Here is a 26,057-nt window from a genome sequence, read left to right on the forward strand (position 1 = left end):
GGACTACTTGTCGCGGGCGTTGAGTTCGCGCAGGTACCTGTTGTACGCGGCGAGCTCGTCGTCCTCGGGGGGCGGCGGCACCGGGGCACGCCGCTGCCGGGGCGCGGGCACCTCGGGCACGGCGGTCTCGGCCACCGTCTCCTGGGCGTCGGCCTCGGCGGCACGGCGGCGGAGCTTGCGGATCCGCCAGAACATGAACGCGGGGAACAGTCCGAACAGCGGCCACTGCAGGACGTAGCCGAGGTTCTGGAACGTCCCGCTGGCCGAGGAGAACCGCTCCCACTGCCACCAGGCGAGCCCGCAGCACAGCGCCAGGCTCACCAGGCAGACGACGGCGATGCCGAGGCGGCGCAGGAGGACGGGCGAAGCGGACACACATCGACGCTAGCACTGGGTGCGCGGCGAATCGTCGCCGACCTGGGCGCTCGGGACCTTGGTCCCGGCTGCTCCTCTCGGTCCCGCGGCAGGGTCAGTTCGCGGCGGCCACGGACTTCGCGTAGCCGTCCGCCAGCCCGAAGACCTTCTGCGCGTACTCGGTCGAGTTGTTGTACGACAGGATCCCCTGCCACCACCCCGAAGCGGCCGACATGTCGCGGTTGTTCACGCACAGGTAGCGCGCCGCCGCCAGCGTCGCGTCGTCGATCTGCTGCGGGTCGCCGACGCCGTCGCGGTTGCCGTCGGCGGCGTACCGGCGCCAGGTGCTGGGGATGAACTGCATGGGGCCGACCGCGCGGTCGACGGCCGCGTCGCCGTCGAACTGGCCGCCGTCGGTGTCGCCGATCGCCTTCACCCCGGGCGACCCGTCGAGCGGGACGCCGATGATGGGCTTCGACGGCCGTCCGTCCTGGCCGAGGACGGCGCCGCCGTACTGGCCGTGGTTCGACTCGATCCGGCCGATGCCCGCCAGGGTCGCCCACGAGATCTTGCAGTTGGGCTGCATCTGACGCATCGCCAGTTCGGCGTTGCCGTAGGCGAGCAGCGCCCTGGCCGGGATACCGGTGGCCTGGGCCGCCCGCTCGGTCCAGGCGGTCAGCGGGTCCTTGCCCGGTTTCGGCTGCGCCTGCTGGGGCGAGGTCTGCTGGGCGGCACCACCCGCGAGGGTGGCGTTGACCGGGGCGACCGAACCGGGTTTGACGTCCGCCGCCTTGACCTGCAGCGCGGGGATCTCCATCGTCGTGGGGCTCGCGACCGGGGCGGACGCCTTGGTCACCAGCCAGATCCCGCCCCCGGCGAGGCCGAGCACGGCCAGCACGATCACCAGCCTGCCGAACACGGCGGCGCCCACCCCGCGGCGTGGCGGAGCGGGCGTGGCCGGGTCGTCGACGAGCTCGTCGTTTTCCGGGGTGGTGCGCACGAAGCGAGTCCTCCAGCGTGGGCGGCGATCACGACCGATGCTCGAACAACGAGCCCGCGCAGGTTAGCGTTACGCGGTAGCCGAGATCGCCCTTGCCACGCCGGTTCACCCGCGCGTGCGAGAAGTTCTCATCAGGCGGACTTCTGCTGCCTCGCCAGCCGCGCGACGCACCAGGCCGGGGCGCTGCCGCGGCGAAGGTGCTGCAAAACGGTCATCGGGCCGAGACGGCGGCTCAGGTCGGACGGGGCGAGCCCGGCCGCGCGGTAGTCGAGCGCGCGCTGGTCGAGCGGGCTGATCCCGGCGTCCCACCAGGCTTCGGCCTCGGCGACGCCGCCCACCATCTGCCACCAGCCGGCGGCCGCGACGAGCAGGTCCTGCGGGACCTCCGGGAGACGACGGCTCATGGCGTCGAGGTAGCCGGGGTCGGCGGCCTCGACCGGCGCCCAGCGCGCCTGGCCGGACTGCTGACGCTGGCCGGGGATTCCGGGAGCCTGCCTGGGCACGTCGGCCAGCCACGCCGACGCGATGCGGTCGGCCTCCTGCTCCTCGGGGGTCTGCTCACGCTCGGCCGCCCACTGCCGGATCAACGCATCGACTCCGGGATCTCCGGTCATCCCTGCCTCCTCATGATTCCCCGACTGACAAGTCCTGACTTACTTGCCCGGCTGGAAGTTCCCGCTGCCCTGGGGCTTGCACCTGCGGAAACTCCTCGCCCAGGAGGCCGGCTCCGGCGCCTGGAGGACCAACCGATCACGCAATGTGAGCACCGTAGGGGCGCGGAGGTCTTTTCCGCCAGAGCTTCCAGGGCACGAATTCGTCGACCAGCGGGTTTTCGGGGGCAATCCACCCGGATGGTCGAGTCGTCCGACCGAAATCCGAGACGGGTGACGCTGAGTGATAACCGCAGGTGGCTGCGCACGGTGATCACCGGCGTCGCCGAGGACACCGGTGATCACGGGACGAGGGTCAGGAGAAGAGGCTCCGGACGAAGGTCACGATGGCTTCGGCACCGGACCGGAGCCAGCCGAGCGCGGTGTGGACGGCATCGGCGGATTGCGTCGGCCTGCTGATCAGAAAGAAGAGCACGAGCGCGACGACGGCGATCACAACGAATTTCTTCAAGCCGGGCGACATGGCTCCATCCCATCACACCGTAGTGTCCAGACGATGACTCCGCGCGCACTGCGGACTTTGTCACCACTTTAAGGAGAATCGGGCCCCGTTGCCCACCCGTATTCGCCTGAGGGAGCGATCGATGAGCGAAAACGTTCTCGTCCACCGGGAAGGGCCGGTGACGACGATCACGCTGAACCGCCCCGCGTCGCGCAACGCGGTGGACGGGCCGACCGCGGCCGCGCTGGCGGACGCGTTCCGCGCGTTCGACACGGACGAGGAAGCCGCGGTCGCCGTCCTCACCGGGTCGGGTGACGCCTTCTGCGCCGGAGCCGATCTGAAGGCCGTCGGCACCGGCCGCACCAACTCCCTCAGCCCGGCGGGTGACGGGCCGATGGGCCCGACGCGCATGACCCTGTCGAAGCCGGTGATCGCCGCGGTCCGGGGGCACGCCGTCGCGGGCGGGCTGGAGCTGGCGCTGTGGTGCGACCTGCGAGTCGCCGACACCACGGCCGTCTTCGGCGTCTTCTGCCGCCGCTGGGGCGTGCCGCTCATCGACGGCGGCACGGTCCGCCTCCCCCGCCTGATCGGCCACTCGCGGGCGATGGACCTGATCCTCACCGGCAGGCCGGTCGACTCCGACGAGGCGCTCGCCATCGGACTTGCGAACCGGGTCGTGCCGGACGGCGAGGCCTTGGCGGCCGCGCAAGCGCTCGCACGCGAACTGGCCGCGTTCCCCCAGGCGTGTCTGCGCGCGGATCGCAAGTCCGCGTACGGCCAGTACGGGCTCACCGAAGACGAGGCGATGCGGGCCGAGTTCTCGAACGCGCTGATCGGCGGAGGACTTGCCGAAGAGGCTGTCGCGGGTGCCAGCCGGTTCAGTGACGGCGCGGGGCGTCACGGCAGTTTCGACGCCCCTCGGCCCTAATGTCTGTCGGATGACAGAAACCGGAGTCGCGCTCAGACCGGTGTCCGAAGAAGACCTGCCGATGCTCGAAGCGCTCACGAACGACCCACGGGCCGCGGGCCCGTTCGAGTGGCACGGCTGGCACGACCCGCATTTCCTGCGCCGCCGCTGGTCGGAGACCGGCATGCTCGCGGCGGACAACGGGATGCTGATGATCGACCTCGACGGGCAGCGGCTCGGTTTCGTGTCGTGGCACAAGACCAGGACCGGCTCGACGTCGTACTGCTGGAACGCCGGGCTCGTGCTCATCCCCGAGGCACGCGGCCACGGCTACGGCACCGAGGCGCAGCGCCTGCTGGTCCGCTACCTCTTCGCGCACACGCAGATGAACCGGGTCGAAGCGTCGACGGAGGTCGACAACGTCGCCGAGCAGCGCTCCCTGGTGAAGGCGGGCTTCACCAGGGAGGGTGTGCTGCGCGGCTACGGGTTCCGGGACGGGGCCTGGCGCGACCACGTCCTCTATTCGGTACTGCGCTCGGACCTCGACGTGGGCTGAAAGCGTCCTTCACCGCATGAGACGCGGTGAAGGGCGCTTTCGTCGCGTCTCATGCGGGGAAAGTCCCCTTCAGCTCACGCGATGGTGCCCGCGGCCCTGAGCCGTTCGATCCCGTCGGCGTCCACGCCGAGTTCGGCGAGGACCTCGGCGGTGTCGCCGCCCTTGGGCCGCGGCGGTTCCGGCGTCTCGGCCGGGGTGCGGTCGAACCTCGGCGCGGGCGCCGGCTGCAGCATGCCGCCAACGTCGACGAACGTCTTGCGCGCGACGTTGTGCGGATGCGACGGCGCCTCCTTCGGGGAGAGCACCGCCGTCAGGCACGCGTCAGTGCCCTCGGCCTTCGCCACGAGCTCGTCGCGAGTGTGCTTCGCGACGGCCTCGGCGACGATCTTGCGCAGCTTCGGCCACTCGTTCTTGTCGACGTGGACGGGGGTCTCCTCGGGGTCGAGCCCGAGCACCTTCACCAGATCGCCCCAGAACCGCATCTCGATCGCGCCGATGGCGACGTACTTGCCGTCGGCGGTCTCGTAGGTGTCGTAGAACGGCGCGCCGCCGTCGAGCATGTTCTCGCCGCGCCCGCCGGACCACAGCCCGGAATCCAGCAGGCCGTGCAGGCTGGTGGTCAGCAGCGCCGCACCGTCCACCATGGACGCGTCGACCACCTGTCCCTTGCCCGACGTCTGGCGTTCGAACAGCGCCGCCAGCACGCCCATCGCGAGCAGCAGGCCACCGCCGCCGAAGTCACCGACGAGGTTGAGCGGCACCACCGGCCGCTGCCCGGCGTGCCCGATGGGTTCGAGCGCGCCGGAGATGCCGATGTAGTTGATGTCGTGCCCGGCGACGGTCGCCAGCGGGCCGTCCTGGCCGTAGCCGGTCATCCGGCCGTAGACCAGCCGCGGGTTGCGGGCGTGGACCTGTTCCGGTCCGATGCCCATCCGCTCGGCGACGCCGGGACGGAAACCCTCGATGAGCACGTCGGCGTCGTCGGCGAGTTTCAGCACCAGTTCGACCCCCTCCGGGGTCTTGGTGTTGATCCCGATCGACCGCCTGCCACGCGCGAGCGGATCGTTCGGGAACCCGATGACGTCGTTGCCCGGTGTCGCCCGGTCGATCCGGACGACCTCCGCGCCGAGATCGGCGAGGATCGTGCAGGCGAACGGCGCCGGGGCGAGCCCGGCCAGTTCGACGACCTTGAGCCCGCTCAGCGGGCCGGCCTTCTTCGCCACGTTCTTCCTTCCTACGCCAACGGTTCCGTTCAGAGCGTGCGGGAGATGATTTCCTTCATGATCTCGCTGGTGCCGCCGAAGATCCGGGAGATCCGGATGTCGGCCCACGCGCGCGCGATCGGGTACTCGGTCATGTAGCCGTAGCCGCCGAAGAGCTGCAGGCAGTCGTCGACGACCTTGTTGACCCGTTCGGTGGTCCACAGCTTCGCCATCGCCGCGCCCTGCACGTCGAGTTCCTTGCGCAGATGCCGTTCGATGCACTGGTCGAGGAAGGCGCGGGACACCGCGGCCTCGGTCGCGGCCTCGGCGAGTTTGAACTTGGTGTTCTGGAAGTTGTAGACCGGGCGGCCGAAGGCCTGGCGGTCCTTGGTGTAGGCGATGGTCTGGTCGATCGCGGCCTCCATCCCGGCGACCGCGGTGACCGCGATGATCAGCCGTTCCTGCGGCAGCTGCTGCATGAGCTGGATGAAGCCGAGACCTTCCTGCGCGCCGAGGAGGTTGGCGGCGGGGACGCGGACGTCGTCGAAGTTCAGCTCCGCGGTGTCCTGGCCCTTCAGGCCGATCTTGTCGAGGACGCGGCCGCGGCTGAAGCCCGGCGTGTCGGTCTCGACGGCGATCAGCGAGACACCCTGCGCGCCCGCGTCCGGGTCGGTCTTCACCGCGACGACGACGAGGTCGGCGTGGAAACCGTTGGTGATGAACGTCTTCGCGCCGTTGATCACGTAGTGGTCGCCGTCGCGCACCGCGCGGGCCTTGATGCCCTGCAGGTCCGAACCCGTGCCGGGTTCGGTCATCGCGACCGCGCCGACCATCTCGCCGGAAGCGAACTTCGGCAGCCACGCCTTCTTCTGCTCTTCGTTCGCGTACTCCAGGATGTAGTGCGCGACGATTCCATTGTGGACGGTCACCCCCCAGGCGCTGTCACCGGACCGCGCCTGCTCCTCGTAGAGCACGGCCTCGTGGGCGAACGTGCCGCCGCCACCGCCGTATTCCTCCGGGATGGACAGTGCCAGCAGGCCGACCTCGCCCGCCTTCGTCCACAGCTCGCGGTCGACCTTCTTCTCGGCCGCCCAGCGCTCCTGGTTCGGCGCGAGTTCCTTCTGGCAGAAGGTCCGGGCGAGGTCCCGGAGGTCTTCGAGCTCCGTCGTGCTCCACGAACTCTTCTGGATCTGCAAGGGCACGGCCAACGCCTCCTGATCGGACCTGGAAAACATGACGCTTAGGATGTAAGTTCCATTCGGAATGTACATCCGTACCGAGCTGCACGTAAAGGGGGTCGGATCCGGTGAGCGTGCTCGGCAGGACCCACCGCACCCAGGCCGAGCGTCGGGAGCAGACCCGCACCGCGCTGCTCGACGCGACCATCGACTGCCTCGTCGACCTCGGCTACGCGCGTACCTCGGTACAGGAGATCTGTGCTCGCGCAGGCGTCTCGAAGGGCGCCGTGCAGCATCACTTCTCCGCGAAGGCCGAGCTCATGGCCGCGGCCGTCGAGCATCTGACGGAGAAACTGCGCGGACGCCTCGCGACCTCGATTTCGGCGCTCCCCGGCGGCGCCTCGGGCGTCGCGGCGGCGATCGACCTGCTCTGGGAGGGCTACTCGGGCACGCTGTCCACGGCCGCCACGGAACTGTGGGTCGCGGCGCGCACCGACCCCGAACTCCGCGAGGCGATCCGCCCGGTCGACCGGGCACTGGGCCGCTCGACGCTGGAGCACGTCACCGCCGTCGCCGGCGATCTCCCGAAGGAGCGCGCGGAGATCCTCTTCTGGCTGACCGTGAACCTCACCCGAGGGCTGGCGCTGGACGCCGAACTCGGCGGCGATCCCCAGCGGCGGCGGCAATTGCTCGACGAGTGGAAGCGCGTCGCGGTCATGTTGTACGAGGACACTTCACCGTAGGCTTCGCCCATGGGGAGACCGAGGGTGTTCGCCGCGCTGTCCGCCGCCGTCCTGATGCTCGCCGGATGCGCGGCCGCACCGGAACCTTTGCCTTCGAGTCCCTTGACACTCCATGAAGCGCTCGGCGATCCCACGACCGTGGACTTCTGCGGCCTGCTGGACTTCGCCGAGATCGAGAAGACCCAACGGCTGGTGTCGGTCCCGATGCCCAGCATGGGCGCCTGCTCGTTCCAGACCGGGAGGACCCTGGTCAGCTTCGGTTTCCCGGACGACCGGGCGAACGAACGTCTCACCGGCGCCGCCCCGGTCGGCGAGCCCTCGCTCCCCCGTGGCCTGCGTGTGGTCCGCACGGACCTCCAAGGGCAGCCCGTCCTCCACTTGCTCTTCGCCGACGACACCTCCTTGCGCATCGGCACGTTCTTCGAGTCCCGCGAAGGCGCCGGACCCGACGCGCTCGCCGTGGCGACGAAAACCGCCGAAACCGCCGCCAGGGCCCTCGCCGCCGGCAAGCGGGCGAAACATCTCGACTACCGCGGCGATTCCCTGGCACGGCTGACCGCCTGCACCGCCATGTGGTCCGATGCCGAGATCTCCGCCCGGCTGGGCGCCGCCGTCACCGGGAAAGGCGACCTGTCCCGGCATTCCTGCCGCTGGGGCGAGGAGGAGGCGGAACGGCTCGTGCGACTGGAGTTCGGCCTCGGCCCGCGCCCGAAGGCCGCGGCGGGCGTCCGCGAGGAAACGGTGGGCGGGCACAGGTCTTTGGTGCAGGAGGCCGGCGACGGCTGCACGATTCTGACCGGCCACATCGGCGGCCCGGACGCGAGCCGGGATCAGGTCGAGCACGCCGTTCTCGCCGTGCGGGCGCCGGACGCGTGCGGCGTCGCCAGGGCGCTGGCGGCCACGGCCTGGCCGAAACTCCCGTCGTAGCACGCGCGAAAGCCGTTGACCAGAGCACAGGTGGCACTTATCTCCTCGGCCGATTCGTGGTGGAATTCCTTGCTGGCCACCAAAAATTGGCGGAGGAGCCGACCATGAGCGCGCCGCAGCAGCAGCCGTACCAACCGACTGGCCCGTTCAGCGCAATCCCGCCCGTCGCCGCGCCGCGCCCGCCGTCCGACGCCCGGCTCCCCCGCCTTTTCGCCGCGATGATGGGGGTTTTCGCCGGTCTGCTGGTCCTTCTCGCGACTTTTCTCCCGCAGTCGACGTACGAACAGCTTTCCGAGGGCAAGCCGGTGACGAAGCTCGCCGAAACCGGCTGGACGCGGACCTTCGACATCGAACCTTCGACCGAGGAGAAGGAGTTCTACGACAAGACGCATGTCGCCCGCTACGGCATCCCGCTGTCGGCCGCCGCGCTGACGCTGTTCGCGGGAGCCGCGGTGGGTTTCGCCGCGTACCGGCGGAGTTCGACCTCCATCGCCGCGACGACGTCGAGGACGCTGCTGGTCGCCGGCGGGGCGGGGACCGCGATCGGTGTCTGGATGCTCGGCATGGACATCTCGGCGAGCCTGAGCTTCGGACAGGACACCGGCCGCTTCGTCTCGCGTTATGGGACCGGCAGCGGTTTCTGGATCCTGCTCGCGGGCGGGCTCGTGGCGTTGCTCACCATCGGGCTGGCGATCGTGGCCAACCGGCGTGAACCGGCACCGCCCCGCCAGGCCCCTTACCCGGTTGCGTACCCGCCTTACGCGCCCGGCGTTCCCCAGCAGCAGTATCCGCAGCAACAGCAGCCTCAGCCCGATGAGCCGCCGTCTCCTCCGACCCCACCCGCGGGGTCCGCGTTGCAGCAGCAGGACATCCTTCGCCCGTCCCCGGACAACCCGCCGCGACCCGACAATATGTGAAACTTATTCATATCAGCGGTGGACAGTCTCCATACCGGCAGTATGCTGTACTCGTCGGTAACACCTGGGCTCTGCGTGGCGCCTCCCCCGGCTCCGCGCGGCATGGAACGGAGACGGCATGACGAGCACGACACCGGCGAGCGCGGGCCACCACACCGAAGGACCGGCCACCATCGGAGACGTCCCCGGCGCCCCCGCGATGGCGAGGGCGGAACGGCTCGTGCGCCGGGTCGTGGGCGGTGCGGATTCCGCGCCGGTCCAGATGCGCGCACCCTTCACCGGGCAGCCGATCGCGACGCTGCCCCAGGCCACCGACGCCGACGTCCGCGCCGTGTTCGACCAGGCGCGGGAGGCTCAGCGCTCGTGGGCCGAGCGGCCGGTCGAAGACCGCCAGCGCATCCTGATCCGCCTGCACGACCTGGTCCTGAAGCGCCAGGAAGAGGCGCTCGACCTCGTGCAGATCGAGGCGGGCAAAGCCCGGATGGACGCCTTCGACGAGGTCAGCGCCACCGCCCTCGTGGCCGCCTACTACGGCAAGCACAGCGCGAAGTTCCTTTCGCCGCGCCGCGCCGCCGGGCTGATCCCGGTACTGACGAAGGTCGGCGAGATCCGGCACCCCAAGGGTGTCGTCGGGATCATCTCGCCGTGGAACTACCCGCTCGCGCTGACCGCGATGGACGTCCTGCCCGCGCTCGCGGCGGGCAACGCCGTCGTGCAGAAGCCGGACAACCAGACCGCGCTTTCGGCGCTGTGGCTGCAGGAGGTCGCCGAGGAGGCCGGGCTGCCCGCCGGTGTCTGGCAGATCGTGCTCGGCCGGGGCTCGCAGATCGGCGACGCCCTCGTCGAGGAATCGGACTACCTGTGCTTCACCGGGTCCACGCCCACGGGCAAGGGGCTCGCCGCGAAGGTGGCGGAGCGGCTGACGAGCTACTCGCTGGAGCTCGGCGGCAAGAACCCGATGATCGTGCTGCCCGACGCGGACATCGCCAAGACCGCCACGGGCGCGGTGACCGCGTGCTTCTCCTCCGCGGGGCAGCTCTGCGTCTCGGTCGAGCGCATCTACGTCCACGAGTCGATCCGCGAGGAGTTCACCCGCGCCTTCGTCGCCAAGACCGCGGCGCTGCGGCTCGGCGGCAAGCTGGATTACCAGGCGCAGATGGGATCCCTGACCTCCGAGGCCCAGCTCGCGACGGTGTCGGCGCACGTCGAGGACGCCCGGTCCAAGGGTGCGAAAGTGCTCACCGGCGGCAAGGCCCGGCCCGACCTGGGCCCGCTGTTCTACGAGCCGACCGTGCTCACCGACGTCACCGAGGACGTCAAGCTGTTCGCCGAGGAGACCTTCGGACCGGTCGTGTCGATCTACGGCTACACCGACGTCACCGACGCGATCGAACGCGCCAACGACACGAAGTTCGGGCTGAACGCGAGCGTCTGGTCGCGCAACGGCCGGGCGGGCTGGGAGGTCGCGGCGCGGCTGAAGGCCGGGACCGTCAACGTCAACGAAGGCTTCGCGGCGACCTTCGGGACCGTGGGCCTGCCGATGGGCGGGATGAAGGAGTCCGGTGTCGGACGGCGCAACGGCGCCGAAGGGCTGCTCAAGTACACCGAGGCCCAGGCCATCGCGGTGCAGCGCGGGATGCCGCTGCGCCCCGGCAAGGGAATCCCGCCGAAGCTCTGGGTGCGGACCCTCAGCACGAGCCTGAAGGCCCTCCGCCGCCTCCCCCGCCGCTGATCCCCCTCCCTGCATTTCGTCCTCTGAATGCGGTACTTGCCACGCGCAAGGATCGCGTTCAGAGGACGAAACGCGGCTAGGAGGAAGAGGTGGGGGCGGCCAGGAGGCCTCGGTCGTAGGCGATCGCGACGGCCTCGGCCCGCCGGCTCGCGCCGAGTTTCGCCATCACGCGCGAGAGGTGGACGCTCACCGTCTTCTCGCTGATGTACAGCTCTTCGCCGACCTGCCGGTTGGTCCGGCCGAGCGCGACGCGCTCCAGCACGTCCCGTTCCCGATCGGTCAGCGGGTCGACGACGTCACGACGCGGCGCCACGGCCTCGCCGGGAAGCTCGACGCGTGCCCGGTGGCTGAGCTCCCGGACGGCTTCACGCAACGGGCAGGCGCCCAGCCGGTCGGCCACCGCGTGCGCGGCCAGCAGCTCCGAGGCGGCGAGCGCGGTGTCGCCGTCCGAGGCCAGCAGGGATTTCGCGTGCTGCAGGCGGCACATGGCCTGCTCGTACACCGCGCCGTACCCGAACGCCTCGACCGCTTTCGCCCACAACGCCGGATCCCCCGCGCCGCGCAGGCAGGCGCCGAGCGCCTCCAGCCGGGCGAGCCACGCCAGCGCCTCCGGGCCCAGCGACACCGAACGCGGGATGCCGTGTTCGGCGCAGTGGCGGCCGTGGGCGAGCAACTTCTCGCCCGCTTCCACCGCGGCCTCGACCGTCGCCAGATCGCCGCGCACCCGGGCTTCGGCGGCCTGGGCTACGGCAGCCGTGAGGCCGTGCACGCTGATCCGGATCCCGCCGAGCACCGCGGGTTCGACCTCTTCGAGCCAGTCGATCAGTTCCCGCGCCTGCCGCACCGCACCCGCGTGGTCTCCCCGCCAGGACGCGAGCTGGATGGCGGCGTCGGCCGACGCGAGCGCGATCGAGTAATCCGCGCTCCAATGCTGACGGAGGCTCGGCAGGATCTTGTCCGCGTCCGCGAACCGGCCCCGGCCGACGACGAACTGCGCCCAGATCCCCAGGAACCGTCCGGCGACGACGCTCGACACACCGCGGCCCGCGCGGCCCGCGTCGTCGTCTTCCGGCCAATCCCCGCTGACGTACCGCAGCGTGAGGTGTTTGGTCCGCAGCTCGATGCCGAACGAGCTCCAGGTCAGCCCGGTCTCCTTGGCCCGTTGGATGCCCTTGGCGTAGTACTTCAGCGCGGATCGGATCTCGGCCCGGTCGTCGTAGCTCAGCCCGAGGAAATGCAGCGCCCGCAGCTCGCCGTTCAGCGCGCCGGAATCCCTGGCCTTCCGCTCGGCCTCGCGCAGCCGCTCCCGCGCCTGCTCGACCTCGCCCGCCGAATCGGCCAGTGTCCCGAGCGAGACCAGCGCCGCCGCCTCCGCGCCGCCCGCGCCGACGGCCCTGGCGTCGGCGACCGCGGCCAGCGCGCACTGCAGCGCCTCGTCGTGCCTGTCGATCAGCCGCAGGATCCCGGCGCGGGTGGCGAGCACCCAGGCCCGCGCGGCACTCGCCTCGGTGTGTTCGACCAGCTCCCAGGCCTTGTCGATCGCCTCGAGGACCTCGTCGAGCGTGCCGTCGACCGACAGCAGCGCCTCCGCGTGCCGTCGCCAGACCTTGGCGGCCCGCTCGTTGCCGGTGTCCGGGCCGAGCGCCTCGGTCGCGGACCGCGAATAGGCGACCGCGCGCTCCGGCTCGCCCGACGTGCTCGCGAAATACGACGCCTCGTGCAGGAGGCGGAGCTCGTCGACGTCCGACGGCCGGTCCGCCGCGGGCACGGCGTCCCAAATGGACAGTGCCTGCTCGACGTGCCGCAGCGCGGAACCGGGCGCGCCCAGCTTCTCCGCCTCGTCCATCGCGCGCAGCAACGCGGCCAGCGCGGTGACGAAGTCCTTGCTCTCCAGGCTGTGGTGCGCGAGCCGCGCGTCCTGGCCCCGGCCCTGGGTCCGGTTCCGGATGCGGGCCGCGTACGCCGCGTGCATCCGCACCCGCTCGCCCGGCAGCAGGTCGCCGTAGACCGCTTCCTGCAGAAGCGCGTGGCGGAAGGTGTAGAAACCGTTCTCGATCACCAAAACGTGATGCTGCACGGCCTCGCGCAACGCCTCGTCGAGTTCGAGCTCGTCCAGCCCGGAGATCTCGGTGAGCGCGGCGTGCGCCACCGCGTCCTTCGCGACCGAGACCACGCGCAGCACCCGGCGCGTGATCTGGGAAAGCTGCTCCACCCTGGCGAGGAGCACTTCGGCCAGCCCGGCGGGGAGTTCGCGGCAGTCCTTCGCGGACGCCAGCAGCTCCTCGACGAAGAACGGATTGCCCTCGGACCGGGAGACGATGTCGGCGATCATGTCCTGGCCGATCGGCTCGTCGGCCAAGGCCTCGACGAAGGCGCGCGCGTCCTCGGCGCCGAACGGCTTGACCTCGACGCGTTCGACCGCGCCCAGCCGCACCACTTCGGACAGCAGCGCCCGGAGCGGATGCCGCCGGTGGACGTCCTCCTCGCGATAGCTCGCGACCACCAGCAGCCGCTGGGTGCGCAGCCTCGTCAAGAGGAAGGACAGCAAGTTCCGGGTGGAGCCGTCGGCCCAGTGAAGGTCCTCCAGGAGGATCACCACGGGCCGGCGCTGAGCGATGACGGTCAGCACCCCCAGTACCGCGTCGAACAGCTGGAGCTGGCCGAGGTCCTGCTCGGGACCGAGCCGTTGCGTCGACACCCGTTCGCTCGCGGTGAGCTGACCGTCTTCGATGGCGGGGTAATCCTCCGCCTGCTGCATCTGCGGGAGCAGCCTGCCCAGCGCCGGCCGGGCCCGGACCGCGGCGGTGACCGCGGGATCGGAGGTCGTCGCCAGCGGCGCCAGCGCCTCGGCGAACGGAAGATAAGGAAGACCGCCCTCATGGACGTCGATACAGCGCCCGGTGAGCACCAGGGCGCCCGCGCCCGCGGCGTACTCGCCGAGCGCGGTCAGCAGGCGGGTCTTGCCGACGCCGGCGTCACCGGAGAGCAGCACCGCGCCGGCCTCGGCCCGTTCTGCACGGGCGAAGGCGGCGCGGAGCTGCCGCATCTCCTGTGTGCGGGCGACGATCGGGATTCCGGAGCCAAGACGGGGCACGAGGTGCATTCTTGCCTACCGGGCCGACAACTTCGCCTGTGTTTTCGCCGAGAGCTTCATCGCACTCGACCTCTACCGGGTGATGTCGCCGCTGCGGGCGGGCATCTGCCGGGCCTCGCGGCGCTCCTGGGCGGGTACCTGGACTTCGGCGCGATGCGCGCGGATCCGCTTGCTCGCGCGGCGGGCCCGCTCGACCCACATGCTGCGGCCCGCTCGCTGCAGCTCCTCCCTCCGGTACTCGACCTCGGCCAGTACGCCGGTGAGGAGGGCGTCGTTCGTGTTCATCTTTTCCCCTTAGGAACTCACTGCCTTGTTGGTAGTGACGAGATTCGTCCTGAGGGGTGCCCTGAGGCATCGGGTGATCACCTACACCCGGACGTGATTCGACCCCTTACGCCGGCCCATCCCCTGCTCGGGGGGCGTAAGGGGTCGAGTTCGAGGGTGTCTAGCCGTGATCCGGGCCACTCGTGCGCACCGCGCCGAGCAGCCCGCGCCAAGCCTGCGGCGAGAGGCGGAAGGCACCTCCCTCAGGGTCCTTGGAGTCCCTCAGCGCGGCACCGTCACCGGTGAAGGCGACCTCGACGCAGTCGTTGCCGCCACCGCTGTGGCTGCTCTTGAACCACCGGGCCTGGGAAAGGTCATCGTTGGGCGTCATGCTCCCCACTCCTTACTTGTTTCCAGGGACTTCTCCGGAAGGGCCGCCTGTTCGGCGAACCTCCCGGCGGCCTCGGCGATCACCTCGACCGAGTCGTCCGGCTTCAACGCGGCGGCGCGGAGATGGTCGAACATCAACGCGTATCGCCGGACGTCCGGGGGTTCCTCCAGGTAGAGCCCGCTGGAGGTGCTGTCGACGTAGACCACGTCGGTGTCGGCCAGTTCGGGGAAGCCCATGATGAGGAACGGACCCTCCATCCCGGGATGGGCACCCGCGCCGAACGGCACGATCTGGACGGTGACGTTCGGCTGCGCGGCCATCGTCACCATCCGGTACAGCTGTTCCGCCATCACCTCGGGCCCGTCGACCACGCGGTGCAGGACCGCTTCGTCCATGACGGCCCAGTACTCCGGGGGCGAGGGATCGGTCAGCAGCTCCTGCCGCGCCATTCTCGCCGCGACCCGGCGCCTGATCTCGGCGTCCTCGGCGTCGGGCCGCATCGCCCTGATCACGGCCTTGGCGTAGCGCTCGGTCTGCAGCAGGCCCGGCACCAGCAACGCCTGGAACGCGCGCAGCGAACTCGCGTCCGCCTCCAGGCCGACGAAGGTGCCGGTGAACACCTCGTTATACGCATGCCACCAGCCGCGTTTGCGGGCTTCCCTGGCCAGCTGGACGAGCGCCTCCTGCTCGTCACCGGCGATGCCGTACAGCTCGAGCATGTCGCGCGCGTCGCGCGGGGTGACGCCGACGTGCCCCGTCTCGATACGGCTGACCTTCGACGCCGAGCATTCGAGCTTCTCGCTCACCTCGTCGATGGTGAGGTCGGCCGCCTCGCGCAACCGCCTCAGTTCGCTCGCCAGTCTCCGGCGGCGCACGGTGGGTCCCTGACCCCTCGTCATCACGGCACCTCCACAAGCTGTCCGAGCAACACCGATCGCGACACGGCGAGGAGAACAGTGTTCAGCAACCCCGCACGAAGGACATCTAACCAGCCCGAGACACATTCGGTGAGATGGTCACACGACCATTTTCACCCACGCGTCGATTTTCATCCTGCAAATTGCAGATTGCCGTTGTAGGTTGAGCATTGTGCAACGCGGTACGCCCGCCCTCGCCGGCGGCAGCGGATCCGCTCGCGGCACGGGCGCGGGGCCGCGAGCTGCACCGATGGGCTTTCGGAAGGATACCCGTCGAAGCCGGATTCACCCCCGGTGCAGGGCCGGAGCCGTCCCCCGATCGGTTCCGGCCCTCCCTTTAATTCGTAATACTCTGGCTCCAGATGTTAATGCGTTTCGCCATTCCCTCTAAAGGGTGGACAAGGCGGCTCTTCGATGCGGAACGTCACCGTTCACACGACTCGGAGAAGACCTTCCTGCACGACGGTCGCGATATGCGTTCCGTCCTCGGCGAAGAACCGGCCGGTCGCCAAGCCCCGGGCACCCGACGCCGTCGGCGACGCGCTGTCGTAGAGGAACCACTCGTCGGCCCGGAACGGGCGGTGGAACCAGAGCGCGTGGTCGAGGCTCGCGCCGAGCACCTTGTCGAGATCCCAGTAGACGCCGTGGCGCGCGAGGACCGAGTCCAAGAGCGTCATGTCGGAGGCGTAGGTCAGGACGCAGACGTGCAGCAGCTGCTCGTCCGGGAGTTTGCCGTCGGCCCGCATCCAGACCTGGTTCCTGGCGGGCCGGTCGCCCGACTTCCTGGTCACCCACGGCGGATCGTTGACGTACCGCAGGTCGATCGGACGCGGCCGGTCGAGATGGCCCATGAAGTACCCCTCGGCCCGTTCCTGCAGCGTCGGGAGCGAATCGGGCGCCGGGACGTCGGGCATGGCCTCGGAGTGTTCGATGCCGCCCTCGTCCTTCTGGAACGAGGCCGACAGGGAGAAGATCGCCTTGCCGTGCTGGATGCCCACGACGCGGCGGGTGGTGAACGAGCGGCCGTCGCGGATGCGGTCGACCTCGTAGACGATCGGGACACTCGGGTCGCCGCCGCGGATGAAGTACGCGTGCAGCGAGTGGACCTTCCGCTCCTCGGGGACCGTGCGGCCGGCGGCGACCAGCGCCTGCCCCGCGACCTGCCCGCCGAACACCCGCACCGGCGAGTGGGCGGGCGAGACGCCGCGGAAGATGTTCTCTTCGATCTTCTCCAAGTCCAGCAACGCGACCAGCCGATCGAGCACGGGCTGTCCGCCCACCCCGCCGGCGTTGTCGAAACCGGCCGCGGCTTCCCTGGCCATCTCAGTCATGCCCTGAACTTTAGGCCGTAAGGGTGCTTGGAGCCTCTGTGAGGCGGGACGTTTGTCGCGAAGGCCACCTTCGGGACACCTGGGACGCTAGGAACGGTCCTTTCCTTGCGAAATTTGCCAGGAAAGGACCGTTCCTAGCGTGCGCCGACGGGCTGAAGGGGCCCTTCACCGCATGGCATGTGGCGAAGGGGCCCTTCACCACACGAACGGGACACCTCGAATGCTATGAAGGACCCTTTCCTTGCAAAATTTGCAAGGAAAGGGTCCTTCATAGCGTTGGTAGGAGCGGCGCGGTCAGGCGTGGTCGTCCTCGCCCAGGCGGTGCACCCGGATGAGGTTGGTCGACCCGACGGTCCCGGGCGGCGAACCGGCCACGATGACCACCAGGTCACCCTTGGCGTACTTGCCCATTTCGAGCATCGCGTGGTCGACCTGCTGGATCATCTGGTCGGTCGAGCCCACCTTCGGCACGATCCGCGTCGTGGTTCCCCAGGTCATCGCGAGCTGGCTGCGGACGCTCTCCTCCGGCGTGAACGCCAGCAGCGGCAGCCGCGTGTGCAGCCGCGCGAGCCGCCGGACGGTGTCACCGGACTGGGTGAAGGCGACCAGGGCCTTGGCGTTCAGCCGCTCCCCGATGTCACGGGCCGCGTAGGAGATGACGCCGCGCTTGGTGCGCGGGACGTGCGACAGCGGCGGCACGACCGGCGAGTCCGTCTCGACGGCTTCGATGATCCGGCCCATGGTCTTGACCACGTCGATGGCGTAGCGGCCGACGCTGGTCTCACCCGAGAGCATGAGCGCGTCCGCGCCGTCGAGCACCGCGTTCGCGACGTCCGAGGCCTCGGCGCGGGTCGGGCGAGAGCTGTTGATCATCGATTCGAGCATCTGCGTCGCGACGATGACCGGCTTCGCGTTCTCGCGGGCGATCTGGATGGTGCGCTTCTGCACCAGCGGGACCTGCTCCAGCGGGAGTTCGACGCCGAGGTCGCCGCGGGCGATCATCACCGCGTCGAAGGCGAGCACGATGGCTTCGAGGTTGTAGACCGCTTCGGGCTTCTCGATCTTCGCGACCACCGGGAGGCGGCCCTTGCCGACGCGGTCCATCACCTGGTGGACCAGGTCGATGTCGGCGGGCGAGCGGACGAACGACAGCGCGATGAAGTCCACGCCGAGTTCCAGCGCGAACTCGAGGTCTTCGATGTCCTTTTCGGACAGCGCCGGCACGGAGACGTCCATGCCCGGCAGGGAAACGCCCTTGTTGTTGCTGACGGGGCCGCCTTCGGTGACCTCGCAGACGACGTCCGGGCCCTCGACCTGCTTGACCACGAGGCCGACCTTGCCGTCGTCCACGAGGAGACGGTCGCCGGGCTTCGCGTCGTCGGCGAGTCCCTTGTAGGTGGTCGAGACGCGGTCGTGCGTGCCCGCGACGTCCTCGACGGTGATGCGCACGATGTCGCCGTTGTGCCACTCGACCGGCCCGCCCGCGAAGGTGCCGAGACGGATCTTCGGCCCCTGGAGGTCGGCGAGGATGCCCACCGCGCGGCCCGATTCGGCGGCGGCGGTGCGGATGAGGTCGTAGACCTGCTTGTGGTCGCTGTGCGTCCCGTGGCTGAAGTTCATCCTCGCGACGTCCATCCCGGCGTCGACGAGTTGCCGCATCTTCTCCGGCGTAGCGGTCGCGGGGCCCAGGGTACAAACGATCTTCGCGCGTCGGCTCACGTTCGCACAGCGTAGTCCCTCATCGTGGCTACGTCTGTACCGATACCGAAAGTTCAAGAAAAGTGTCAGTTGACCTGGGCGACAAGGAAACCACCGAACCCGGTTCGCCGGTTATCGGCGCGGCTTCTCGCTCGGCCCGACGCGGTCCCGCGCCCATTCGTTGAACGCGCGGACCTGCCGCCACGCTTTCCGCACCCGGTCGAGGGCGCCGCGTTCGTGCAGGACGTCGTCCGGCTCCCAGCCGCGGACCGCGTATACGGAGCGGTACTTCAGCAGTTCGATGCGGGGATGGTCCTCGGCGAAGCCACGCGGCTTCGACTTGAGCCTGTCCCCCTTGACCTCCCAGCCCGCCTTCTCCAGCTTCGCGAGGATCTTGGCGAGCTCGGCGCCCCGCAGTTCCGTGTCGACGGCCTTGCGGAAACGGGCGAGCTGATCGGACTCGAAGTGGAAGCAGCCGCCGCCGACGCGCAGCCCGGCCGGGCCGACCTCGACGTAGTACGCGCCGCCGCCGCGGCCCTGCTCGATCACCGCGCCGCAGTGGGTCTTGTACGGCGTCTTGTCCTTGGCGAACCGGACATCGCGATACGGGCGGAAGACCTTGCCCTCGCCGAAGCCGTCGCCGAACTCCGGGACGAGTTCGGCGAGCAGCGCCTCCATCGGCGCGCGGACGTCGGCCTTGTAGGTGGCGAGGTTCGCGTCCCAATAGGACTTGGAGTTGTCCGCCTCGAGACCGTCGTAGAAGTCGATGGCGTACTCGCCGAAACCCTCGAAACCCATGGGGTGACCGTAATCCTCACCACCGACGGAAGCGCGTGAAGGGGGCCTTCACGCGCTTCCGTCGGAGAGAGCCTTACTTGGCCAGAGCGGTGATCAGTTCGCCGTCGGTGGTGTCACCCGACAGCTCCCAGAAGAAGGCGCCGCCGAGACCCTGGTCCTTGGCGTAGGTGACCTTGCCGCCGATGGTCGCCGGGGTGTCGTAGCTCCACCAGTCGCTGCCGCATTTGGCGTACGCGGTGCCCGCGACGGTGCCGGTGGGCGGGCAGGTGGTCTTCAGGACCTTGTAGTCCTGGATGCCCGGCTCGGTGCCCGCCGCCGGGCCGGTCGCGGTGCCACCCGGGGCCTCCTGGGTGACGCCGGTCCAGCCGCGGCCGTAGAAGCCGATGCCCAGCAGCAGCTTGTTCGCCGGGACACCCTTGGCCTTGAGCTTCTGGATCGCGGCGTCGGAGTGGAACCCGGCGGTCGGGATACCCGCGTAGTCGGTCAGCGGCGAGTGCGGGGCCGTCGGGCCCTGCGCGGCCCAGGCGCCGAAGTAGTCGTAGGTCATGACGTTGTACCAGTCGAAGTACTGCGCCGCGCCGCCGTAGTCCGCGGCGTCGATCTTGCCGCCGTCGGTGCCGTCCGCGGTGATCGCGGCGGTGACCAGCTTCGAGCCGAACTTCTCCCGCAGGGCCTGCGCGAGGTTCTTGATCGCGGCCGCGCCACTGGTGTCACAGGAGAGACCGCAGGCGTTCGGGTACTCCCAGTCGATGTCGATGCCGTCGAAGACACCGGCCCAGCGCGGGTCGTTGACGAGGTTGTAGCAGGACTCCGCGAACTTGGCGGGGTTCTTGGCGGCCTCGCCGAACCCACCGGACCAGGTCCAGCCGCCGAACGACCACAGCACCTTGAGGTTCGGATACTTGGCCTTGAGCTTCTTCAGCTGGTTGAAGTTCCCGCGCAGCGCGCCGGTGTCCCAGCTGTCCGCGACCCCGTCCACACTGCCGGCCGCGTCGTAGAACTTGCTGGTCGCCGCCTCGGCGTCACCGAGCGCGCAGCCACCGTTGGTCACGTTGCCGAACGAGTAGTTGATATGCGTCAGCTTGCTCGCCGAACCCGACGTGTCGATGTTCTTCACATGGTAGTTCCGCTGGTAGACGCCCCATTCGGCGAAATACCCGAGTACCTTGCCGACCGACGCCTCCGAGGCCTCAGCGGCTTCCGGTGCGGCTGACGCCTGCTGCGCCGGAGCGGCGACGGCCAGCGCGCCGAGCGCGACGGCCGCGGCACCCACGATCGCGGTGAGCCTGAACGAACGGGACATGCGTTCTCCCTTCACGGTCACCGGCGGTGACGAGAGGACTGCGGCGGGACACGCACAAGCTAAGTGGACTAGACCACTCCGTCAATGGTTCAGACCAAGACTTTCGGATGGACATTTTCGAACATTCCTTGACGGAAATATGCCGCACGGGGCACATTTCCCGGATGATGCAGACTTTCGAGATCCTCGCCGAACCGCGGCGCAGGACCATCCTCGACCTCTTGCGTGGCGGCGAGAAATCGGTCAACGAGCTGGTCGAGGTCCTCGAACTGAGCCAACCGGCCGTATCGAAGCACCTGCGTGTCCTACGCGAGGCCGGTCTGGTCTCCGTCCGCGTCGCCGCTCAGCGCCGGTGCTACCGGCTCCGCCCGGAACCGCTCGCGGAGGTCGACGCCTGGCTCGCGCCGTACCGCCGGTTCTGGGAAGGACGTATCGACGCGCTCGAACGGCACCTCGACGACGACAATCAGTGAATAGGTAACGGCTCGAACGTGATGTCGCGATCGGCCGCGCGCCGCGTCCCCCAGTCGTAGAGCGCCTGGAGTGCGGGGCGTAACCGCTCCCCTTCCTCGCTCAGCCGGTACTCGACATGCGGCACCCGGCCCTCGCGGCTCTCCCGGAGCACGAGGCCGTCCGCCTCCAGCTCGCGCAAATGCTGGGTCAGCATCTTCTCGCTGACGCCCGGCATCCGGCGCCGGAGTTCGCCGTACCGGTGCACGCCCTCCTTCAGATGCGCCAGGATCACCGGCTTCCACTTGCCGCCGATGACGTCGACCGCGAGCTCGACCGCGCAGTGGTACCGCTTCATCGCCGCTCCCCTTGGCACGCACCGGAAAGTAAGCGGTTGTCCCCGGCGATCCGGGGTGGTTGCCTTGCCGGACCGGAAGATCATCGCCGCTGGGAGGACCTTACGTGACCGAGACGCCGACGTTGTACGAATGGGCCGGCGGGCTGGACGCCCTGCGCAGGCTGACCACCGTCTTCTACGGCCACGTGCTGAAGGACCCGTTGCTGGAGCCGGTCTTCCGTCACATGGATCCCGGCCATCCCGAGCACGTGGCGGTCTGGCTGGCCGAGGTGTTCGGCGGGCCGGAGACCTACAGCGGCGAACACGGCGGGCACCGGCACATGGTCGGACGGCATCTGGGCCGGGCCATCACCGAGGAGCAGCGCCGTCGCTGGGTGAACCTGCTCTTCGACGCCGCCGACGAGGCCGGGCTCCCGGCCGATCCCGAATTCCGCTCCGCCTTCGCCGCGTATGTCGAATGGGGCAGCAGGCTCGCGGTGATGTTCTCGCAACCGGGGCGCGAGGTCACCGTTCCCGAGCCGATGCCGAAGTGGGACTGGGGCAACCGGCCGCCCTGGCAGCCGCCGTCGGACTGAAGGCGTTCATAGTGGGGCGGTCGTGAAAGGAGGCCGCCGTGATCCGGGTGGACGGCCGGACCCTGCGCTGCGCGGACGTCGTGACCGCCGCGAGCACCGAGGGCCCACTGGGCATCGACGTTTCGATCGCCGCGCTGCGCGGCGCGGAAAGCGCGTGGAAGCTCGCCGAAGAACTGAGCACCCGCAGGATCGTCTACGGCCGCACCACCGGCGTCGGCGCCAACAAGGAGGATCCGGTCGGCGAGGGCGAGTCGCCGGATCACGGGCTGCGGCTGCTGCGCAGTCACGCCGGTGGCAGCGGCGACGTCATGTCCCCCGGCCAGACCAGGGCGATGATGCTCATCCGGCTCAACCAGCTGCTGGCCGGGCGCGCCGGGCTCAGCCCCGTGCTGATCGGGGCGCTCGCCGACGCGGTGCGGACCGGGGCGCTGCCGCTCGTGCACCGGCTCGGCGCGATCGGCACCGGCGACCTCGCGCCGCTCGCGGAGACCGCGCTCGCCCTCACCGGCGAACGGCCGTGGCTGACCGGCGGGGTGCCCCCGGTGCCGGTCCAGGCGGGTGACGCGCTCGCGTTCATGAGCAGCAACGCCGCGACGCTGGCCGAGGCGACCCTCGCGGCGATGCGGCTCGACACGCTGACGCGGGCGAGTCACGTCGTCGCGGCGCTGACCTACATCGCGCTCGACGGGAATCCGGAGGCGTACGCGACCCCCGTGCACGAGGCGCGTCCGCACGCCGGGCAGGTCGCGTGCGCCGCGGAGATGCGGCGGCTGCTCGGGATGGAGGGCACGCCCAAACCGGGCAGGCGGATCCAGGACCCGTTCGGGCTCCGCGCGTTCCCGCAGGTGCAGGGGCCCGCGCTGGACGCGATCCACTACCTGCGCGACGTCCTCGCGGTGGAGATCAACGCCAGCACCGAGAACCCGATGATCTCGACGGTGCACCAGGACGCCTATCACCACGCGCATTTCCACACCGCGTACGTCTCGACCGCGCTCGACCAGGTGCGCGCGACCGTCCACCAGGTCGCCGAGCTGTCGGTGGCCCGGCTCGGTGACCTGGTGGAACCGGAGTTCACCGGGTTGCGGCCGTTCCTGGCGGCCGGGCCGTCGGGCAGTTCGGGCGTGATGATCCTGGAGTACGTCGCGCACGACGCGCTCACCGAACTGCGGCAGGCCGCGCTGCCGGCGACGCTGGGCACGGCCGTCGTCTCACGCGGGATCGAGGACCACGCGAGCTTCTCGACCCAGGCCGCGCGGGCGGCGACCGCGGCCGGGTCGGCGTATCAGCAGGTGCTGGCGTGTGAACTGGTCGCGGCCGTCCGGGCGTTGCGGATGCGCAAGGCAGACCTCGTCTCCCTGCCCGCGCGCGACGCCTACGAGACCGCCGCGGCCGTGCTCGACCCGAGCGTCGAGGACCGGCCGCTCACCGACGACATCGCCCGCGCCGTGTCCCTTTTGGACACCTTCGCCCGCATCTGACCCCGCGCGTTTCGTCCTCTGAATGCGATAGTTGGCATCACCAACGAACGCATTCAGAGGACGAAATGCGGGAGGTCAACAGCAGCAACCCCGGCGCGCGAGGGAGTGGAGCCGGGCGTTCGTCGTCGTGGGCCGGTTCGCGGCGTCCTCGACGGCGTCGAGCATCCGCCGCCGCTCCGCCTTGCCGAGCACCCGGCCGCGCGTGATCACCGTGTCGATCTTCGCGACGTTGCGGATGTCCGCCGCCGGATCCGCGTCCAGCAGCACGAGGTCCGCCTCCTTCCCCACCGCGACCGTGCCCGACGTCCCTTCCCTGCCGAGGAACCTCGCCGCGTCCCCGGTGACGGTCTTCAGCGCCCGCACCGGCGAGAGCCCGGCCTCGACCAGGAACGCGAGCTCTTCGTGCAGCCCGCTGCCGGGGAAGGTGTACGGATTGAGGCAGTCGGTGCCGCCGATGAGGCCGACACCCGCTTCGTGCGCGACGCCGACCAGCCGCAGCGTCTCCTGGTAGTACCGCTCCTGCAGGGCGACGTCCTCCGGGGTCTTCGGCGCGAAGCGTTCGATGCCCTTGGCCCAGCTCTCGCGCACGTCCGCCGGTACGTACTTGAGCCGCGGGTCCCGCTGGTGGGTCCCGGCGGGCTGCGTGACGACCCGGTTGATCGTCAGCGTCGGCGAGTGCCAGGTGCCGTTGCACCGCAGCCGCTCGAAATAGGCCCGCGCCACACGGCGGTCGTACGTGGTGACCGACTCGAACTCCAGCCGCCGAGCCAGGTTGAAGAAGTCCCGCGGCGCCGCGGGGTCGTAGGGCGTCGACTTCAGCCTGGCCAGGATCTCGTCGCGCCGGGACGAGCAGTGGATCGACACCCCGAAGAAATGCTCGAGGCTGTGCTGGCCCAGATCGCTCACCTCGAGGTGGGACAGCTTGTACGGCCAGTGCCCGGAGAACCGCAGACCCTGGGCGCGGGCTTCGTCCGCGACCGCGCGCACGACGTCGGGTGCGAGGTAGGAGTAGGTCTTGACGAGCTCGGCGCCCGCGGCCTTCTCGGCGCGGACGACGGCCCGCGCTTCGGCCTCCGTCGACACCTGGAGCACCGGCGGAGCCAGGAGCGTGACCGGCCCGTCGACGATCCCGCTCGCCAGCACGACACGCGGGCCGAGCAGCTCGCCGCGTTCGATCTTGCCTTTCGTGGCACGGTTTTCCGCGTACCCCCACATCTCGCGGACGCCCGTGACACCGTGCGCCAGATGCAACGGCGGGACGATGTCCTCGAGGTCCGCACCGTGGGCGTGCATGTCCCACAGCCCCGGGATGAGGTACTTGCCGCGGCCGTCGATGACCCGCGCGCCGTCGATCTCCGGGACCGGGCCGGAGCCGACCCAGGCGATCCGGTCGCCGGCGAGCACGACCGAGACGTCACGCCGGGGCGCCGAACCCGTGCCGTCGATCAGCGTGACCTGGGCGAGGACGACGATCGTGCCCGTTTCGGCGGCGGCCGTACCGGGAAGCAGCCCGGCGAGCGCCACCCCGGTCCCGCCGGCGGCCAGCCACCTGAGGAACTCGCGCCTGTTGGATCCCATGAGAACCGCCGCCCTTCCGCCCGGACCCCCCAGGTGGCCGATTCAACTAGCCGCGACGGCGGGCCCGCAAGAAAAGCGAAGGCCCCTTACCCGAGGTCAGCACGATGTAAGGGGCCTTCTCCTGAAACAGGGCTCAGCCGAAGAAGACCTCGGCCTCTTCGTACCGTTCGACCGGGACGGTCTTCAGTTCGGCGGTCGCCTCGGCGAGCTTGACGCGGACGATGTCCGTGCCGCGCAACGCCACCATCACGCCGAAGTCGCCGTCGGCCACGGCGTCGACGGCGTTGAGACCGAACCGGGTGGCGAGCACGCGGTCGTACGCCGTCGGGGTGCCGCCGCGCTGGACGTGCCCGAGCACGACCGCGCGGGACTCCTTGCCGGTGCGGGCGGCGATCTCGTCGGCCAGCCAGGTGCCGATGCCACCGAGCCGGACGTGCCCGAAGGCGTCCTTCTCCCCGGTCAGCAGCTTCTCCTCGCCGCCCTCGGGCAGCGCGCCCTCGGCGACGACGATGATCGGCGCGAACTCCTTCTCGAAGCGGCGCTCGACCCACGAGACGACCTGGTCGACGTTGAAGTGCCGTTCCGGCACCAGGATCACGCTCGCGCCGCCGGCGAGGCCCGAGTGCAGCGCGATCCAGCCCGCGTGCCGCCCCATGACCTCGACGACCAGCGCGCGGTGGTGCGACTCGGCCGTGGTGTGCAACCGGTCGATGGCCTCGGTGGCGATCGAGACGGCCGTGTCGAAGCCGAAGGTGTAGTCGGTGGCGCCGAGGTCGTTGTCGATCGTCTTGGGCACCCCGACGACGCCGACGCCGTCGTCCGTGAGCCGCTTCGCGACGCCGAGGGTGTCCTCGCCGCCGATCGCGATCAGCGCGTCGACCTGCTGCTCGGCGAGCACGGCCTTGATCTTGTCGACCCCGCCCTCGACCTTGTACGGGTTGGTGCGCGACGAGCGCAGGATCGTGCCGCCGCGGGTGAGGATGTCCTCGACGTCGTTCAGGCCGAGCGGACGGCTGTCCCCGGTGAGGGGACCGTTCCAGCCGTTGCGGAACCCGACGATGTCCCAGCCGTGCACCTCGATGCCCTTGCGCACCACACCGCGGATCACCGCGTTGAGCCCCGGGCAGTCCCCACCGCCGGTCAGCACACCGACACGCATCAGAAGCCTCCGTCTTGTGTTCCGTAGAGAT

At 69.8% G+C, this 26,057-nt stretch carries 26 protein-coding genes; 9 read left to right on the forward strand and 17 right to left on the reverse strand.

Annotated features, from left to right (window positions below; all coding sequences use genetic code 11):
• Positions 1-3: 3 nt before the first annotated feature.
• The 4 genes from AJAP_RS26250 to AJAP_RS44290 form a co-directional block, all read right to left on the reverse strand.
• The gene (locus AJAP_RS26250) at positions 4-375 is read right to left on the reverse strand and encodes a hypothetical protein (protein WP_037343419.1); all 372 of its coding nucleotides are present in this window, start codon (positions 373-375) and stop codon (positions 4-6) included.
• Between the two features lie 94 nt (positions 376-469).
• Complete coding sequence (locus AJAP_RS26255; protein ID WP_038516109.1) at positions 470-1,354, reverse strand: lytic transglycosylase domain-containing protein; 885 nt, start codon at positions 1,352-1,354, stop codon at positions 470-472.
• A 131-nt stretch (positions 1,355-1,485) separates the two neighbouring features.
• A complete protein-coding gene (locus tag AJAP_RS26260; protein ID WP_037343415.1) occupies positions 1,486-1,968 on the reverse strand; it encodes a hypothetical protein in 483 nt (160 codons plus the stop codon).
• A gap of 352 nt (positions 1,969-2,320) precedes the next feature.
• The gene (locus AJAP_RS44290; RefSeq protein ID WP_162182762.1) at positions 2,321-2,476 is read right to left on the reverse strand and encodes a hypothetical protein; all 156 of its coding nucleotides are present in this window, start codon (positions 2,474-2,476) and stop codon (positions 2,321-2,323) included.
• 133 nt (positions 2,477-2,609) lie between these two features.
• Between AJAP_RS44290 and AJAP_RS26265 the strand changes: the two genes are divergently transcribed.
• Both AJAP_RS26265 and AJAP_RS26270 read left to right on the forward strand, forming a co-directional pair.
• On the forward strand, positions 2,610-3,395 hold the full coding sequence (locus tag AJAP_RS26265; protein WP_038516111.1) for a crotonase/enoyl-CoA hydratase family protein: 786 nt from the start codon (positions 2,610-2,612) through the stop codon (positions 3,393-3,395).
• A 10-nt stretch (positions 3,396-3,405) separates the two neighbouring features.
• Positions 3,406-3,930 (forward strand): GNAT family N-acetyltransferase, encoded by a 525-nt coding sequence (locus AJAP_RS26270; protein WP_038516115.1) that lies wholly within the window; start codon positions 3,406-3,408, stop codon positions 3,928-3,930.
• Positions 3,931-4,004: 74 nt separating this feature from the next.
• On the opposite strand, the gene AJAP_RS26275 is transcribed toward AJAP_RS26270, so the two are convergent.
• Positions 4,005-5,153, reverse strand: coding sequence for a CaiB/BaiF CoA transferase family protein (locus AJAP_RS26275; protein WP_037343411.1), 1,149 nt, complete (start codon positions 5,151-5,153; stop codon positions 4,005-4,007).
• Positions 5,154-5,182: 29 nt separating this feature from the next.
• Positions 5,183-6,334: an acyl-CoA dehydrogenase family protein gene (locus tag AJAP_RS26280; RefSeq protein WP_038523885.1), complete on the reverse strand. Its 1,152-nt coding sequence runs from the start codon at positions 6,332-6,334 to the stop codon at positions 5,183-5,185.
• 104 nt (positions 6,335-6,438) lie between these two features.
• Here AJAP_RS26280 and AJAP_RS26285 point away from each other — a divergent pair, with 104 nt between their 5' ends.
• The 4 genes from AJAP_RS26285 to AJAP_RS26300 all read left to right on the forward strand — a co-directional run bounded on the left by AJAP_RS26285 (position 6,439) and on the right by AJAP_RS26300 (position 10,629).
• The gene (locus tag AJAP_RS26285) at positions 6,439-7,053 is read left to right on the forward strand and encodes a TetR/AcrR family transcriptional regulator (RefSeq protein WP_037343410.1); all 615 of its coding nucleotides are present in this window, start codon (positions 6,439-6,441) and stop codon (positions 7,051-7,053) included.
• 9 nt (positions 7,054-7,062) lie between these two features.
• Positions 7,063-7,980 carry a hypothetical protein gene (locus tag AJAP_RS26290; protein ID WP_038516119.1) on the forward strand — a complete coding sequence of 306 codons (918 nt, stop codon included), beginning with the start codon at positions 7,063-7,065 and terminating at the stop codon, positions 7,978-7,980.
• Positions 7,981-8,084: 104 nt separating this feature from the next.
• Entirely contained in the window at positions 8,085-8,897 is an 813-nt protein-coding gene (locus tag AJAP_RS26295) for a hypothetical protein (protein WP_038516121.1), read from the forward strand.
• A 118-nt stretch (positions 8,898-9,015) separates the two neighbouring features.
• Complete coding sequence (locus AJAP_RS26300; RefSeq protein WP_038516124.1) at positions 9,016-10,629, forward strand: succinic semialdehyde dehydrogenase; 1,614 nt, start codon at positions 9,016-9,018, stop codon at positions 10,627-10,629.
• 76 nt (positions 10,630-10,705) lie between these two features.
• Here AJAP_RS26300 and AJAP_RS26305 read toward each other — a convergent pair whose 3' ends face one another.
• The 8 genes from AJAP_RS26305 to AJAP_RS26340 all read right to left on the reverse strand — a co-directional run bounded on the left by AJAP_RS26305 (position 10,706) and on the right by AJAP_RS26340 (position 20,425).
• A complete protein-coding gene (locus tag AJAP_RS26305; protein WP_038516127.1) occupies positions 10,706-13,732 on the reverse strand; it encodes a helix-turn-helix transcriptional regulator in 3,027 nt (1,008 codons plus the stop codon).
• A 63-nt stretch (positions 13,733-13,795) separates the two neighbouring features.
• On the reverse strand, positions 13,796-14,008 hold the full coding sequence (locus AJAP_RS26310; protein ID WP_038516130.1) for a hypothetical protein: 213 nt from the start codon (positions 14,006-14,008) through the stop codon (positions 13,796-13,798).
• Positions 14,009-14,168: 160 nt separating this feature from the next.
• Entirely contained in the window at positions 14,169-14,378 is a 210-nt protein-coding gene (locus tag AJAP_RS26315; RefSeq protein WP_037343401.1) for a DUF397 domain-containing protein, read from the reverse strand.
• Positions 14,375-15,277: a helix-turn-helix domain-containing protein gene (locus tag AJAP_RS26320; protein WP_038516134.1), complete on the reverse strand. Its 903-nt coding sequence runs from the start codon at positions 15,275-15,277 to the stop codon at positions 14,375-14,377. Before AJAP_RS26320 ends, AJAP_RS26315 begins: the two co-directional genes overlap by 4 nt.
• A gap of 449 nt (positions 15,278-15,726) precedes the next feature.
• A complete protein-coding gene (tesB, locus tag AJAP_RS26325; RefSeq protein ID WP_038516136.1) occupies positions 15,727-16,626 on the reverse strand; it encodes an acyl-CoA thioesterase II in 900 nt (299 codons plus the stop codon).
• Positions 16,627-16,920: 294 nt separating this feature from the next.
• The gene (gene pyk, locus AJAP_RS26330) at positions 16,921-18,345 is read right to left on the reverse strand and encodes a pyruvate kinase (RefSeq protein ID WP_007033718.1); all 1,425 of its coding nucleotides are present in this window, start codon (positions 18,343-18,345) and stop codon (positions 16,921-16,923) included.
• A gap of 111 nt (positions 18,346-18,456) precedes the next feature.
• Positions 18,457-19,122: a DUF2461 domain-containing protein gene (locus tag AJAP_RS26335; RefSeq protein WP_038516139.1), complete on the reverse strand. Its 666-nt coding sequence runs from the start codon at positions 19,120-19,122 to the stop codon at positions 18,457-18,459.
• Between the two features lie 73 nt (positions 19,123-19,195).
• Positions 19,196-20,425, reverse strand: coding sequence for a glycoside hydrolase family 18 protein (locus tag AJAP_RS26340; RefSeq protein ID WP_038516141.1), 1,230 nt, complete (start codon positions 20,423-20,425; stop codon positions 19,196-19,198).
• A 164-nt stretch (positions 20,426-20,589) separates the two neighbouring features.
• Here AJAP_RS26340 and AJAP_RS26345 point away from each other — a divergent pair, with 164 nt between their 5' ends.
• Positions 20,590-20,898 carry an ArsR/SmtB family transcription factor gene (locus tag AJAP_RS26345; protein ID WP_038516144.1) on the forward strand — a complete coding sequence of 103 codons (309 nt, stop codon included), beginning with the start codon at positions 20,590-20,592 and terminating at the stop codon, positions 20,896-20,898.
• Here the strand turns inward: AJAP_RS26345 and AJAP_RS26350 are convergent.
• Entirely contained in the window at positions 20,892-21,233 is a 342-nt protein-coding gene (locus AJAP_RS26350) for a winged helix-turn-helix transcriptional regulator (RefSeq protein WP_038516147.1), read from the reverse strand. The genes AJAP_RS26345 and AJAP_RS26350 overlap by 7 nt on opposite strands.
• 104 nt (positions 21,234-21,337) lie before the next feature.
• Here AJAP_RS26350 and AJAP_RS26355 point away from each other — a divergent pair, with 104 nt between their 5' ends.
• The gene (locus tag AJAP_RS26355) at positions 21,338-21,808 is read left to right on the forward strand and encodes a group II truncated hemoglobin (protein WP_051972594.1); all 471 of its coding nucleotides are present in this window, start codon (positions 21,338-21,340) and stop codon (positions 21,806-21,808) included.
• Between the two features lie 38 nt (positions 21,809-21,846).
• Positions 21,847-23,289 carry an aromatic amino acid ammonia-lyase gene (locus tag AJAP_RS26360; RefSeq protein ID WP_038516151.1) on the forward strand — a complete coding sequence of 481 codons (1,443 nt, stop codon included), beginning with the start codon at positions 21,847-21,849 and terminating at the stop codon, positions 23,287-23,289.
• Between the two features lie 75 nt (positions 23,290-23,364).
• On the opposite strand, the gene AJAP_RS26365 is transcribed toward AJAP_RS26360, so the two are convergent.
• Together AJAP_RS26365 and AJAP_RS26370 are read right to left on the reverse strand one after the other, a co-directional pair.
• Positions 23,365-24,867, reverse strand: coding sequence for an amidohydrolase family protein (locus AJAP_RS26365; protein ID WP_038516154.1), 1,503 nt, complete (start codon positions 24,865-24,867; stop codon positions 23,365-23,367).
• A 133-nt stretch (positions 24,868-25,000) separates the two neighbouring features.
• A complete protein-coding gene (locus AJAP_RS26370; RefSeq protein WP_038516157.1) occupies positions 25,001-26,026 on the reverse strand; it encodes a 6-phosphofructokinase in 1,026 nt (341 codons plus the stop codon).
• Positions 26,027-26,057 lie beyond the last annotated feature (31 nt).

Origin of the sequence: Amycolatopsis japonica, assembly GCF_000732925.1 — a bacterium.
Taxonomy (GTDB): domain Bacteria; phylum Actinomycetota; class Actinomycetes; order Mycobacteriales; family Pseudonocardiaceae; genus Amycolatopsis; species Amycolatopsis japonica.

What these genes read in the sequence shown, in the direction of transcription:
- AJAP_RS26260 (WP_037343415.1), bottom strand. Translation starts at nt 1,968, where the DNA reads ATGACCGGAGATCCCGGAGTCGATGCGTTGATCCGGCAGTGGGCGGCC.
- AJAP_RS26265 (WP_038516111.1), top strand. Translation starts at nt 2,610, where the DNA reads ATGAGCGAAAACGTTCTCGTCCACCGGGAAGGGCCGGTGACGACGATC.
- AJAP_RS26270 (WP_038516115.1), top strand. Translation starts at nt 3,406, where the DNA reads ATGACAGAAACCGGAGTCGCGCTCAGACCGGTGTCCGAAGAAGACCTG.
- AJAP_RS26290 (WP_038516119.1), top strand. Translation starts at nt 7,063, where the DNA reads ATGGGGAGACCGAGGGTGTTCGCCGCGCTGTCCGCCGCCGTCCTGATG.
- AJAP_RS26295 (WP_038516121.1), top strand. Translation starts at nt 8,085, where the DNA reads ATGAGCGCGCCGCAGCAGCAGCCGTACCAACCGACTGGCCCGTTCAGC.
- AJAP_RS26300 (WP_038516124.1), top strand. Translation starts at nt 9,016, where the DNA reads ATGACGAGCACGACACCGGCGAGCGCGGGCCACCACACCGAAGGACCG.
- AJAP_RS26305 (WP_038516127.1), bottom strand. Translation starts at nt 13,732, where the DNA reads ATGCACCTCGTGCCCCGTCTTGGCTCCGGAATCCCGATCGTCGCCCGC.
- AJAP_RS26310 (WP_038516130.1), bottom strand. Translation starts at nt 14,008, where the DNA reads ATGAACACGAACGACGCCCTCCTCACCGGCGTACTGGCCGAGGTCGAG.
- AJAP_RS26315 (WP_037343401.1), bottom strand. Translation starts at nt 14,378, where the DNA reads ATGACGCCCAACGATGACCTTTCCCAGGCCCGGTGGTTCAAGAGCAGC.
- AJAP_RS26320 (WP_038516134.1), bottom strand. Translation starts at nt 15,277, where the DNA reads ATGACGAGGGGTCAGGGACCCACCGTGCGCCGCCGGAGACTGGCGAGC.
- tesB (WP_038516136.1), bottom strand. Translation starts at nt 16,626, where the DNA reads ATGACTGAGATGGCCAGGGAAGCCGCGGCCGGTTTCGACAACGCCGGC.
- AJAP_RS26335 (WP_038516139.1), bottom strand. Translation starts at nt 19,122, where the DNA reads ATGGGTTTCGAGGGTTTCGGCGAGTACGCCATCGACTTCTACGACGGT.
- AJAP_RS26340 (WP_038516141.1), bottom strand. Translation starts at nt 20,425, where the DNA reads ATGTCCCGTTCGTTCAGGCTCACCGCGATCGTGGGTGCCGCGGCCGTC.
- AJAP_RS26345 (WP_038516144.1), top strand. Translation starts at nt 20,590, where the DNA reads ATGATGCAGACTTTCGAGATCCTCGCCGAACCGCGGCGCAGGACCATC.
- AJAP_RS26350 (WP_038516147.1), bottom strand. Translation starts at nt 21,233, where the DNA reads ATGAAGCGGTACCACTGCGCGGTCGAGCTCGCGGTCGACGTCATCGGC.
- AJAP_RS26365 (WP_038516154.1), bottom strand. Translation starts at nt 24,867, where the DNA reads ATGGGATCCAACAGGCGCGAGTTCCTCAGGTGGCTGGCCGCCGGCGGG.
- AJAP_RS26370 (WP_038516157.1), bottom strand. Translation starts at nt 26,026, where the DNA reads ATGCGTGTCGGTGTGCTGACCGGCGGTGGGGACTGCCCGGGGCTCAAC.